The organism is Sphingobacterium allocomposti, from assembly GCF_008124885.1.
Lineage (GTDB): Bacteria > Bacteroidota > Bacteroidia > Sphingobacteriales > Sphingobacteriaceae > Sphingobacterium > Sphingobacterium allocomposti.
Map to the genome: position 1 here is coordinate 1 of NZ_VNHX01000029.1, position 13712 is coordinate 13712.

The 13712-nt window shown below is 44.6% G+C and carries 10 protein-coding genes; 4 read left to right on the forward strand and 6 right to left on the reverse strand.

Features of this window, described 5'->3' with window-relative positions:
- Positions 1–201 precede the first annotated feature (201 nt).
- The 5 genes from BC792_RS16550 to BC792_RS16570 all read right to left on the reverse strand — a co-directional run bounded on the left by BC792_RS16550 (position 202) and on the right by BC792_RS16570 (position 6804).
- A complete protein-coding gene (locus tag BC792_RS16550) occupies positions 202–3474 on the reverse strand; it encodes a S41 family peptidase (RefSeq protein WP_148910132.1) in 3273 nt (1090 codons plus the stop codon).
- 254 nt (positions 3475–3728) lie between these two features.
- Entirely contained in the window at positions 3729–4472 is a 744-nt protein-coding gene (locus BC792_RS16555; RefSeq protein ID WP_148910133.1) for a zinc ribbon domain-containing protein, read from the reverse strand.
- Positions 4472–5569 (reverse strand): Nif3-like dinuclear metal center hexameric protein, encoded by a 1098-nt coding sequence (locus BC792_RS16560; RefSeq protein ID WP_148910134.1) that lies wholly within the window; start codon positions 5567–5569, stop codon positions 4472–4474. Before BC792_RS16560 ends, BC792_RS16555 begins: the two co-directional genes overlap by 1 nt.
- A 26-nt stretch (positions 5570–5595) precedes the next feature.
- Entirely contained in the window at positions 5596–6075 is a 480-nt protein-coding gene (locus BC792_RS16565) for a hypothetical protein (protein ID WP_148910135.1), read from the reverse strand.
- A 15-nt stretch (positions 6076–6090) separates the two neighbouring features.
- Positions 6091–6804, reverse strand: coding sequence for an SAM-dependent methyltransferase (locus BC792_RS16570; protein ID WP_148910136.1), 714 nt, complete (start codon positions 6802–6804; stop codon positions 6091–6093).
- A 118-nt stretch (positions 6805–6922) separates the two neighbouring features.
- On the opposite strand from BC792_RS16570, the gene apaG reads away from it, so the two are divergent.
- The 4 genes from apaG (at position 6923) to BC792_RS16590 (ending at position 13055) form a co-directional block, all read left to right on the forward strand.
- Positions 6923–7309 carry a Co2+/Mg2+ efflux protein ApaG gene (gene apaG / locus BC792_RS16575; protein WP_148910137.1) on the forward strand — a complete coding sequence of 129 codons (387 nt, stop codon included), beginning with the start codon at positions 6923–6925 and terminating at the stop codon, positions 7307–7309.
- Between the two features lie 203 nt (positions 7310–7512).
- Positions 7513–9375 carry an ABC-F family ATP-binding cassette domain-containing protein gene (locus BC792_RS16580; RefSeq protein WP_148910138.1) on the forward strand — a complete coding sequence of 621 codons (1863 nt, stop codon included), beginning with the start codon at positions 7513–7515 and terminating at the stop codon, positions 9373–9375.
- A gap of 52 nt (positions 9376–9427) precedes the next feature.
- On the forward strand, positions 9428–11287 hold the full coding sequence (gene mnmG, locus BC792_RS16585; protein ID WP_148910139.1) for a tRNA uridine-5-carboxymethylaminomethyl(34) synthesis enzyme MnmG: 1860 nt from the start codon (positions 9428–9430) through the stop codon (positions 11285–11287).
- A gap of 67 nt (positions 11288–11354) precedes the next feature.
- Positions 11355–13055: an Ig-like domain-containing domain gene (locus tag BC792_RS16590; RefSeq protein WP_148910140.1), complete on the forward strand. Its 1701-nt coding sequence runs from the start codon at positions 11355–11357 to the stop codon at positions 13053–13055.
- Between the two features lie 39 nt (positions 13056–13094).
- Here the strand turns inward: BC792_RS16590 and BC792_RS16595 are convergent, their stop codons facing one another.
- Positions 13095–13604 (reverse strand): gamma carbonic anhydrase family protein, encoded by a 510-nt coding sequence (locus BC792_RS16595; protein WP_148910141.1) that lies wholly within the window; start codon positions 13602–13604, stop codon positions 13095–13097.
- Positions 13605–13712 lie beyond the last annotated feature (108 nt).

Here is a 13712-nt window from a genome sequence, read left to right on the forward strand (position 1 = left end):
ATGGTCGAAAAAACTCCTGAAACAACTTTCTCCGGACCAAACGACGAACCTAAATACAATAATCCGCTTATTTTATGACCAGTCATGGATAAATTGCCCATATCAACCGCTGGCGGCCTAGGCTAATCTCCTAAAACCATTACAGACCACAAGCCCATAATAAAACAAAGAAGGCGCCCTTTTTAGACGCCTTCTTCGTTTTTATTTTACCCGGATCGGGTCTTTCGGCGTTCTGACCTCCTTATACGGATAGGTCTTCATTTCGTCCAACAGCAGATTTACTGTTTTCTCGAGTTGCGGATCTCTGCCTTCCAATAGATCCTTCGGCAGCTGCTCTACAAAAATATCGGGTGCAACACCCTCGTTTTCTATGATGTACTTTCCATCCAAGTCAAAAATGCCGAAGTTAGGCGATGTAATGCTTCCACCGTCAAGCAGAGGAGGGTAGCCGGAAATACCTACCAATATACCCATGGTCGTTCTACCTACCAGCTTGCCGAGTCCTTTAAAGCGGAACATATATGGCATCATGTCGCCTCCAGATCCGGCATTTTCATTGATAATCATGGCCTTTGGTCCATATATGCCATTTCCAGGTGTGGTAAAGCTTCTTCCATCCCTTATTTTCCAACCGGATATCAACTCGCGCGCCAACAGATCGATAACATAATCCGCTACCGATCCTCCTCCGTTATTCCGCTCGTCGAGCAAAAGCGCCTTCTTATCCATCTGCGAGAAATAATAACGATTGAAGTAGGTATATCCGTCCTGCCCCGTATTCGGCATATAGACATACGCTATTATTCCGTTGCTTAGGCGGTCAACCTTTTTTCTGTTGCCTTCTACCCAATCCATACGCCGTAGCGCCATCTCGTCCGTAAACGTGATCGGGCGGACAACAATCTCTACCGGTTCACTATCGGTAGCACGCTTTATTTTTAAGGACACCTGCTTGTTCACGGCATTCTCAAGAAACCGATAGATGTTGCTTCCGCCGGTCAGCGGTATGCCGTTGATCGCCGTAATAAGATCCCCTTCGCTAACCGTTAATCCAGGCTCAGCCAATGGGGCCTTAAAGGAAGGATTCCAATCCAATCGGGTATAGATCTTAGCGATCCTGTATCCCTCTTTCGTTTGCTCGAGATCGGCTCCTAACGTGCCCGTGTTTACCGACGGCGTAGCGGGCTGATCGCCGGGATATATGTAGTTGTGTCCAACCACCATCTCGCCCATCATTTCGTTCAACAGGTAGCCCAGATCCGAACGATGACCCACGTAAGGTAAAAACTGCTCGTATTTAACCTTCATCGCATTCCAATCTACGCCGTGCATATTCTCTACGTAGAAAAATTCCTTCTGCATAGCCCACACTTCATGAAACACCTGTTTCCATTCAGCTTCGGGATCGACAAGCTGCTTCACATCTTTGATTTCAATCTTGCCGCTCCCCGGCGTAGGCTTCTGTCCCACGTCGACGATAAAAAAGTCGTTATTCGCTCTGTATATCATTTTCTTACCGTCCGCACTTATTGCAAAGCCGGACGTATTTTCTATGAGATCTTTGTTCTCAAGTTTAGACAGATCGTAGACACCGATTGTCCGCCCGCGCATATACACCAATTTATTCTCGGCAGCACCGTCAAGAAGATAATAGCCTGGCTGTAGGGGTAGCGCAACTATCCTGTTGTTGATGTCTTCTAAATCAACTTTTGTTTTATCTGCTTTTTCGTCTTTTCCTTTTTTATTAGCGTCCTTCTCTTCGTCCTTCGTGTTTTTTCCGTCCTTTTTGTCCGACCCCTCGTCCACAACCTTCTCTTCATCGCTTTCGTTCTTGAAAATAGAGGGCGTGTCCTTGGATAAGATAAACGCATATACATTGAAGCTCACATTCTTTTCGTAGGCAGTCATGTGCAGCCCTGAGTTGGAAAGTCCCATGTTTGTACTGGCCGAGAAAAACAGGTACTTTCCGTCCCTGCTAAATGTAGGCTGGTTCACCGTACTCATTCCATCGGTGATCTGCGTCCGCTCCCGTGTCTCGAGGTTGTACATGAATAACGTACGCACGCCATTCTCTAAACTTTTTACGTAGGCTATCCAGTTTGAATCGTACGACCATGACGGCTGAAAGTGATTAGACGTCCTGCCCGTAATCGAACTGAGCCTATCGTTATCCACCAATGTGATTTTCTTTGTTTCAATGTCTACGTAATACAAATTAAGATGAGCATCGTTGTAAAACAGCTTTTTACTGTCCGGCGACCATGTCGGCTGGAAATAAAAGGATGTCTCACCGAGCTTTATATAAATCGGCGCTTCTTTGGCCATCTGGTCGCGTAAAACCAATTCGTATTTGCCGTTCTTATCCGAAAGAAAAGAAATCCATTTTCCGTTTGGCGACCAAGCCGGATACCGTTCATGCGAGCCGGGAGAATCAGACAGATTTCTGGCGTCGCCCTTTTCCTTCGGCACGCTGAAAATCTCGCCGCGATTTTCGAATAATGCCCGCTGCCCCGTGGGGGAGATAGTAAAAGAACGGATTTCTTTACCCACATCTATATAATGCGGCCGTCTATACATAGCGTCAGATTGTACGCTGACGTTGAGGCTACTAACCTTATTATTGGCCGTATTTAGAATATGGAGTTTCCCGGCATATTCAAAAGCCAGCTCCTTATCCCGGCCACTCAGTGTCCGTACGTCGTAGTCTTTATAGTTTGTCAGCTTTTCAACCTTCTTTGTTTGCGTATCATAACTGTAGATGTTGACGATCTTATCGCGGTCTGACAGAAAGTAAACTTTGTTTCCCAGCCACACAGGTTTTACATCGTTACTCCGTTCGCCCGGCACTACTTCGATAGCTTTGGTCTGTGTGTCGAAAATCCATATCGAAGGCATACCACCGCCGCGGTACCGCTTAAAGGCTACCCGATCGCGTTCCGTGGGATCGGTATTCTTGATATACGCCCAATAGCGGCCGTCTGCAGAAGGACTTCCCTGATAGGCTTCGGGCATCAGCAGCGGTGTAGCCAGCTCGCCGCCGAGAGACGTCTTATAGAGGCGGGATCCCAGCGAATAGGTAAACTCGCGCGTCGTTGTAAAGTATACCTCGTTGTTATTTAACCAACCACGCAGCACGTCGGCCGCCGGATGATAGGTGACCCGCTTAGGTGCACCGCCAAAAATAGAAACAACATACACGTCGGTATTACCATCGTAATTTCCCGTAAAAGCCACCTGCTTACCGTCGGGAGAAAATATAGGATTTTGCTCTACACCCGGATTGACCGTCAATCGGCGGGGATTTTCTCCGCTTTTTTCGGCAATCCAAATGTCACCCGCGTAGACAAAAGCAATGTGTTTTTCGCTAATACTCGGACTACGTAGCAAAAGCGTCTCCTGTTGTGCCTGCGCCGAAGCCAGAAATGCTCCGGACAAAACAATAGCACTGAAAATTTTTGAGATTATTTTTTTCATGCAGATCAATAGCTGATTAATTTCTCAAAAGTAGAAGAAATTATCGATTATCGAACAACAATATTAGATATGTTGCAATTAAACATGATTTCAGCTATTATTAAGGTAAAAAAATCAAAAAAAGAGTAGGAGAGACCGCTGCAGAAGGATTTCCGGCTACGTATTGATCCTATTCGCTTAAACGGGGGTGGGAAAATAAAAAAAGCGGCCTATATTAATAATATGCCGCTTTTCTACGTAGTTTTTTTGTGAGATTATCCGTTCTCTTCTTCAAAAACGACACCTTCGTCTACGATAATCCTTCCGCAGTGTTCACAGATGATGATTTTTTTACGCTGGCGGATTTCGGATTGCAGCTGAGGTGGAATTTTATTATAACATCCCGAACAGCTGTCGCGCTCGATAGATACCACCGCCAATCCGTTACGGAATGATCCGCGAAGCTTTTTATACACCTTTTTAAGACGGTCTTCAATGTGCCCTTCGGCTTGCTCCGCCCTTTCTAAAAGCGCATCCTCCTCCTTCTGGGTTTCGGCCGTGATCGTATCTAGTTCTTTCTTTTTTACTTCCAGCTCGCCTTTGCTAAACTCGAGGTTCTTCAGCGTACTTTCGTACAGCTCAGTCTTGTTTTTGATCTCAAATTCAGCCTCACGTATACGTTTTTCACATACCTGAATTTCCAAACCTTGAATTTCTATCTCTTTAGAGATGGCGTCGTATTCGCGATTGTTTTTTACCTCATTAAGCTGTCCTTCATATTTTTTTATAGCCGCCTGAGCGTCTTTAATCATGTTTTTACGCTTAACGATAGAATCTTCCAGATCATCTAAATCTGTTCGGATCTTCTCGATACGCGTGTCAAGTCCAGCGATCTCATCTTCGAGATCAGCGACTTCAATAGGCAACTCCCCACGTACTTGGCGAATTTTATCTATTTTCGTGTGGATGGACTGCAGCGCCCATAGTGCTTTTAACTTCTGTTCTACGGTTTGTTCCATTAACTGTAGTATTTTATTGGATTTGTGTCTATCTCTGTCAATAGGACAGCAAAGTTAACAAATTTTTTCTGAATTACTTCCAACAATAATTCTTGTGTAAATTGTTCACTTTCAAAATGTCCGATATCGGCTATGACGATCTGATCTTCCGCATCAAAGAATTCGTGATACTTGTAATCAGCCGTAATGAAAATATCTGCTCCGGACCGCTTTGCATCTGCTAACAGGAAGCCGCCCGCACCCCCGCATACGGCCACGCGTTGAATCGGCCGGTTTAACAACGCTGTGTGACGGATAACCTTTAAGCGAAGGGCTTGTTTCAGATGGGCAAGAAATTCTTCCGCCATCATCGGAGCCGGCAGGTTCCCTATCGCTCCGGACCCCACGGTAGAAAGCGTATTTTCCAGCGAAATAATATCATGGGCGACCTCCTCATAGGGATGCGACTGGTACATGGCCAGCAATACATCCCTTTCCTTATGCTGCGGATAAACGACCTCTATCTTAGTCTCTTCCACACGCTCCTGCAGCCCGATATCACCGATAGCTGGATTCGCCCCCTCTAACGCCCGGAACGTGCCGTACCCCACCGTGTTATAGCTGCATTGATCGTAACGGCCGATAGCACCCGCCCCCGCCTCGAACAACGCATCCCGTACAGTGTCCACATGGGTGCGCGGAACAAATACGGCTAGCTTCTTAAGCAGCTGTCGCTTCGGAGAAAGCACCGCATGGTGCTCCAGTCCCAGTTTCGCCGCTATCTTGCTGCTTACTCCTCCATAGACATTATCGAGATTGGTGTGAATGGCATATAGGGCGATATCATGTTTAATTGCTTTCATGATGACACGCTCTACATAGTTTTTGCCATTAAACTTTTTCAGCCCTTTAAAGACGATCGGGTGATGCGAAATAACGATATCGCATTGCCGCCGGATGGCCTCGTCGACCACTGCTTCGGTGCAGTCCAAAGAAATGAGACCACGGCTAATTTCGTGTTCCGGATCGCCGACGAGAAGCCCGGAGTTATCATAACCTTCCTGATAAACTGACGGCGCGAGCTCTTCTAGATACGCTATTAACTCTTTTATTTTCATCAAAATAGTTTTTTAATGGATGAATCTTACTCTCTTCCAGCTGCTACATAGTCCTGGCCAAACCGCTGAATATGTAATTTCAGTAAAACTTTGTGCTGATGGATTTTCACCCAATAGGTAATAAAGTAAACGAAGTGCAGTAGACCGATGACCAAAAGAATAAAGAACGGAAACGGAATATTGCTCAGCAGAAAGGTCCACGCGAACAGCATACCCCATCGCTGTGTGGGGCGCTCTTCTACCTCTATCTGTCTATCATAAAATTCGTTGTTTAACGAGTCTGTCAACCTTCTGACCACCTCAAAATTCCAATAAATATTAAAAAATGGCAGGGCCACAAACCAAGCCTGGTTCGGAAGGATGTTCTGGTTTTCCTTTTTTACCAACTTAAGGGTGCTGTAAATCGTATAGGCAAAAAAGATCCATGCCACGATCCGTATGACAGCGGCGACGAGCATCGTATACAGCAAGTCTTCGGTAATATTTTCTGATAAAATCTCAAACATGTTTATAAAATTTTCTTATCCCCCGTATATTAAAAATATAGTAGGCTTCTTGTGTATATCTATATGTATGCGCTCCCAATCGGCGATAGTGCGCGTTCGGATGATTTCATCGTCGGCCGTCAGGTTGCAGGCCACGCACATTTGCGTAGTCCGTTTACAGTGCTTGAGTAGCTCTTCAAACAATACCTGGTTGCGAAACGGCGTTTCGATAAAAATCTGCGTTTGCCCGTATTTGATGGAATAGCTTTCCAGCTCTTTTATTTTTCTTGCCCGTTCTCCCTTATCAATGGGCAGATAGCCGTGGAAGGCAAATTTCTGCCCGCTGAAACCGGAGCCCATCAGCGCCAGCAAGATTGAACTGGGCCCCACTAACGGAACAACCCGTATTCCACGTCTGTGCGCATGGCCGACTACCTCGGCGCCCGGATCAGCCACGCCGGGACACCCCGCCTCCGACATCAGTCCTACGTCGCGCCCCGCCGTCAGCGGCTCCAACAGACGATTGTAATCTACCTTATCCCGTGCATGTTTCCCATAGTCGTACATTTTCAGCATATTCTGGGGCTTAGACAATCCCGCTTGCTTCAAAAACCGTCTTGCCGTCTTTTCGTTTTCGACAATATATTCATCCAGATGTTCGAACAGCTCTTTATGAAACAGGGTATACGACCTATACTCCGCCTGTTCAGCTAATGGGACCGGAATAAGATATAAAGTTCCAAATGACATACCCCAAAACTACTAAATATTAGGATCATTGTCGTTACATGCCCAATAAGTAGCAAAAGAAATTTGAGGTATCAATATTATTTGATAATTTGGCATAGATTAATAAGTTTATTATCAAATGACTACACAAATTACAGCAGGTGTAAGAGTATCAGTAGACGTCATTTATCAGCCTGAGTACTCCAACCCGGAAAAGAGCCACTACATGTTTTCGTATCAGATTACGATAGAGAACTTAAGTGACTATACCATTCAACTTGTAAGTAGGCATTGGGATATCTTCGATTCCATTGGAGAATATAAACAGGTCGATGGAGAAGGTGTGGTGGGAGAACAGCCTATTCTAGCCCCGGGAGGGATGCATCAATATATGTCCGGCTGTAACCTGAAAAGCGAAATGGGCTATATGGAAGGCTACTATGAAATGATTAAGGAGTTAGATGGCAGCGTCTTTCTCGTAGATATACCCCGATTTAATTTAATAGCTTCGTTCAAACTCAACTGAATTTAATCCTTTTGTAATTTATATGCCCCCGGCGGAAGGATAACGCTAATACCGCAAAATATTGCTTATTTTTGTGCTTGGAATATTATGTCCCGATATCGGATACACATATATCCCGCACTGGCTTATGAGGTACCATATAGAATGGATAATACCGCAAGTTATAATATACAACGACTTGATTTACAGTAAATTAAACAAAATTGAGCATTTTATCAACAGAACAGGTAGGGATTTCCTTTCACGACCGGTGGTTATTTAGAAATTTGCATTTCGGCATGCAAAAGGGAGACCGTATTGCGCTGGTTGGCGTCAATGGTACCGGAAAATCCACACTACTAAAAATCCTTGGCGGACTTGAAATACCTTCCGAAGGAAAAGTAGTTAAAGAGAAAGGAATTAAGATCGGCTTTCTTGCTCAGGATCCTGATTTTACAGGTTTAAAGACGATCAACGACTTTATATACAGCAGTGAGAACGAACAGCAGCAACTCATCAAAGCCTACGAACAGGTTCTTTCTGCCACGGACGTTGATCAACGAAAGTTGTCCGAATTAACGGACAAAATCTCCACCTTGGGCGCCTGGGAGTACGAGCATAACATAAAAACAATTTTAAACAGGCTACAGATAATTAATTTTAAACAGGATATATCCAGTTTGTCCGGCGGTCAAAAAAAGCGGCTGGCATTGGCTAAGCTTTTGATTGACGAACCGGACGTGTACATTTTGGACGAACCTACAAATCACCTTGACATTGAGACTATAGAGTGGCTGGAAAAGCTACTGACTACCGGTAACAAGACGGTTCTGCTGGTAACGCACGACAGGTATTTTTTAGACAATGTCTGCAATGAGATAAGGGAATTGGATAGGGGAGAGGTGTTCACATATAAGGGAAATTACACTTATTTTCTCGAGAAAAAAGCGGAAAGGGAGGCGAACAATCTGGTTGTAGCCGAACGCGCTAAAAATCTGCTTCGAAGGGAACTGGAATGGATGCGTCGTCAACCACAGGCCCGGGGTACAAAATCAAAAGCCCGCATTGAAGCCTTCTACGACCTGGAGCAAAAATCAAAGAACCCGGCGCAGCATAATACGGTGCAGCTATCGGTTAAAGTTTCAAGACAGGGATCGAAAATACTCGAGATAGACAACATTGCTAAACGATACAATGGCAGATCCGTCATTGATGGCTTTAGCTATATATTTAAAAAGCACGATAGAATTGGGCTCGCTGGAAAAAACGGAACAGGCAAGTCCACGTTTTTGGACATTATCACTGGCCAGATTTCGCCCGACAACGGAAGCGTAGTCAAAGGAGAGACCACCGTTTTCGGGTATTATAAACAAGGCGGACTAAATTTCCACGAAAGCGACCGTGTCCTCGATGTTGTAAAAAATATCGCGGACTATATAGAAATGGCGAACGGTGATATATTAACAGCATCCCAGTTGCTAACGCTATTTTTATTTCCGCCGGAGAAACAGTTTAATCCCGTACATAAACTAAGCGGGGGAGAAAAGAAAAGGTTACAACTGATGCGGGTTCTCATGAGTAATCCGAACTTTCTTATATTGGATGAGCCATCGAATGATCTCGATATAGATACACTAAATATACTGGAAGAGTTTTTAGACAATTTCCCTGGCATACTGGTTTTAGTGTCCCATGACCGCTATCTGATAGATAAACTGACTGAACAGCTTTTTATTTTCGAAGGTAACGGACGTATACGGATTTATAACGGCAACTATGCAGATTATAAATCAGAGTTGGAGGAGAGCATAAAAACACAAAAACAACAGGAAAAGGAAAATACGAAAGATACGGTTACCCCGGTGAAATCGGACAAAAGAAAGCTTTCATACAAGGAACAGCTTGAATATAATAATCTCGAAGAGGAGATTACGCAACTCGAAGAGGAAATCAAGAAAAAAGAATTTTCTCTAGGGACAACTAGCGATTATGACAAACTAGCCACAATCGCAAACGAAATACAAGTATTAAAAGAGTCTCTCGATAACAAATCAGAACGATGGTTGGAGTTATCAGAATTTGCTTAACGTTTCACGTGGAACAGCGTAAACCGTTTCACGTGAAACATTACAATCGAATATGTTTAAAAAATATAATATTATAGTAGTAGGGGCCGGGCATGCAGGATGCGAGGCGGCCGCAGCTGCGGCAAACCTAGGTTCATCTGTTTTATTGATCACAATGAACATGGGTGTGATTGCTCAAATGAGTTGCAACCCAGCAATAGGCGGTGTTGCCAAGGGTCAGATCGTACGGGAGATAGATGCTATGGGCGGCTATACTGGGATTATCGCCGATAAGTCTACATTACAATTCCGTATGTTAAACCGATCCAAAGGACCGGCGATGTGGAGCCCGCGCTCGCAAAACGACCGGATGCGTTTTGCTGAAGAATGGCGCTTGACGCTGGAATCCTTATCGAACCTCGACATGTGGCAGGACACAGTAAAAGGGGTAATCGTAGAGAATGGTCAGGCAAAAGGAGTCGTCACATCCCTCGGCATCCGTATCGAGGCTGATGCAGTCATCCTCACCAATGGTACATTCTTAAACGGGATCATCCATATCGGCGAAAAGAAAATAGGAGGGGGACGTACCGGCGAAAAGGCAGCCACCGGTTTAACCGAACAACTGGTCAGTCTGGGATTCGAATCAGGAAGAATGAAAACGGGTACTCCGCCACGTATAGACGGCCGTTCATTAAACTACGAGCTCATGGAAGAACAGTGGGGCGATGAAAAAGCTGGCCGCTTCTCTTATACGGATGTAGATATTCCTACCGAACAGCGGTGTTGCTGGATCACCTATACGAACGATAAAGTACATGAAATTTTAAAAACGGGTTTCGATCGATCACCGATGTTTACCGGCCGGATCAAAGGATTGGGACCACGCTATTGTCCTTCCATTGAAGATAAGATCAATCGATTCGCCGAACGTGACCGTCACCAGATCTTCGTTGAGCCGGAAGGGTTTAAAACTGTTGAGATATATGTTAACGGATTTTCAACCTCTCTTCCAGAGGATGTTCAGCTTAAGGCCCTCCAGTTAATTCCGGGATTCGAAAATGCGAAAATGTACCGGCCGGGCTATGCTATAGAATACGACTATTTTCCACCGATGCAATTGGATCTTACGCTTGAAACCCAGCGTGTAAAACACCTATTCTTTGCAGGACAAATCAATGGAACAACTGGATATGAAGAGGCCGCCGCACAAGGTTTCATCGCCGGAATCAACGCGCACCAACGTATCAACGATCTGCATGAGCTAATTTTAAAAAGATCAGAATCATATATAGGTGTATTAATAGACGACCTCGTGACCAAAGGAACAGAAGAGCCTTATCGCATGTTCACCTCCCGGGCGGAGCACCGCTTACTGCTAAGACAGGATAACGCGGATATCCGTCTTACACCGATCGCCCATAAACTCGGACTGGTCGGTGAGGAGCGCTTGCAAAAGGTAAATGAAAAGGTAGAGCATTCAGACGCTATCGTGGACTATATGCGTCATAACAGCGTAGCGGCGGATACCATGAATCCAATATTGGAAAGCGTCGGATCAAGCCCCATCAACCAAAAAACGCGGTTATTCAATTTACTAAGCCGACCTCAACTAGGAATAAATGATCTAGCGTTAGCCGACCCAGCTTTTGCCGACCTTTTAAAGAGATACAACGACGACATCATAGAACAAGCAGAAATAAAAGTGAAATACGACAGCTATTTCGAGAAAGAAATGGAAATCGTCAATAAAATGAAAAAGATGGAGGATAAGGAGATCAATCCTAACTTCGACTATAATTCCCTAACTTCGCTATCTATAGAAGCCCGGGAAAAACTTATCAAAGTTAAACCGCGGACACTCGGCCAAGCATCAAGAATATCGGGGGTGTCGCCATCCGATATAAGCGTACTTATGGTACATATGAGCTAACAAATTGATTATCAGTAAATTACACAAAACTCAAAATAAGGCTGTATAAAAGACTATTTTAATTTTTATGACTCAATCATCCGGATTCAACCAAATGGCTTCTACGGGGCTTAAACGAGCTAGCATCCAGTATACACTATTTTTAGCCTTCGTTTTGCTGATTCTCCTGACCTGTAGCCATTGCGCCAACGTACAACGCCCATCGGGCGGTCCCAAAGACTCCCTTCCGCCGAAGTTACTCAACGAGTCTCCGGCCAATTTCAGCAGGAACTTTAAGGACAAACAGATCGTACTGACGTTCGACGAATATATAAAGCTAAATAACCACTTTAAGGAATTCAGCATCAGTCCGGATGTAGAAGATATAGTCGATTATAAAATAAGGAAGAAGAACCTTGTCATCAATCTCCCGGATTCACTGGAAGAAAACACGACGTATACTATTAATTTCGGTAAAGGGCTGGTCGACTATAATGAGGGAAATCCAGTAGTTAATTACAACTACGTTTTTGCTACGGGCAACGAGCTGGACTCCCTTTCCATAAGCGGCAGAGTTACCAATGGCTTTACAAAGTCCTTTGACGAGAAAACCGATAAAGACGTTAAAGTATTGCTGATACCAACCCGACAGGACAGCATTTTCGGAAAACGGAAGGCTAACATATTTGTGAATGTCGACACTGCCGGGAACTTTAAGTTTAACAACCTGCGGGAAGATACCTACCGTATCTACGCCCTAAAGGAACAGAACAACGACCGGATATTCAACGGGAATGACGAATGGATAGGCTTTTTGAACGATAGCATCGTTTTAAACGACGACATCAGCGGAATACATCTGGAAATTACGAAGGCATATCCGAAAACGCACCGTACGCTCGAACGAAAAGTAGAACAGGCGGGATACGTCCTGCTGACGTTTAATAGACCACTTGTTGAACCGTCCGTAAATATTCTCCATCCGCGGGAAATAAATGACAGCAAAATTGAGCGATACAGCTTCTACAACGATACGGCTAAAATATTCATCGAAAATGTAACGCTCGACTCTGTCAAACTAGAGCTCAGCGAAATGGGTCAGGTTATCGATACCGTTTTGATACGCACCAACAAGAACGCCAAGTACGAACGGGATATCAAACCGGTTTTAAACATCAGCAATAAGGTGGACCGTGTCCGTCATATCCGACTGAGCAGTGCAACGCCGCTGGCGTCGGTCGACAAATCAAAAATACTACTATACGAAGACTCGGTGTCAAAACGTAATTTCCAACTTCAGCAGGACAGCATAGACCGCGAACTGTATCACATACGCTATAATTGGAGGCCCCAGCGCAACTACGAACTTGTTATACAGGAGCAGGCTATGCGCGGTCCATTTGATGACTACAACAAAGAGCTGAAGACACAGTTCACCATGGACGAAACCGATAACTATGGAAATATAAATTTCACGATTAATGGACTGGATTCGGCGAGACAGTACATTGTCGAAATGATAGACGAACAGAAGGAAAAGGTCTTCGATAGAAGAGTAATTTCTGCCAATCAAAACGTTATCAACTACAAAAACTTTCCCGGAGGAAAGTATAGTTTGCGGGTCATTTACGACGACAACAAAAACGGAAAATGGGATCCTGCCGACGTCTACGCTCGAAAACAGGCCGAGGATATATGGTACCTGAATAAAACTTTTACCATCAGACCCAACTGGGATCAGAACGAGACCATTACACTACCTGCCGCTACTGCGGACAACACCGAGTGATAATAGCTCTATAATAGCAGGGCCCAAAGGCTCCTGCTGTTATTTAAACCAGGAGCTGTAAAGAATATAGTTGTCCGGCAATTTTTGTAACAACTGTAGTTGTTCTTCCGTTAAAGGTTTGATCTTCTTCGCAGGGACACCTGCATAGAGGAATCCGGATTCCAACCTGCTCTCGTCCAGAACTACCGCACCGGCAGCAACAATGACATTAGACTCAATGACGGCTCTGTCCATTACAATAGCTCCCATCCCGATAAGCACATAGTCTTTCACAACGCATCCGTGTACGATGGCATTATGGCCGATGTTCACAAAATTTCCAATGTCCGTACCGTTCTTTAAATAGGTGCAATGGATAACGGCACCGTCCTGTATATTGGTGTGGCTTCCCACCTTAATATAGTTTACATCTCCTCTGACGACCGCGTTGAACCACACAGAACAATGCTCACCGAAAACAACATCGCCGACCACCGTTGCATTATCGGCAATAAACACGCTCTCCGGTATTACGGGAGCCGTTCCCTTTACTGGTAAAATAATACTCATAAATCTTTTAATATATGCTATTAAGCATAAAACCGCCGTTCCTATACTAACGTTTCATTTCTCTTATACGCTTTCAGCCGCGTCAACAAAAACGGCTCCTATCGCTGC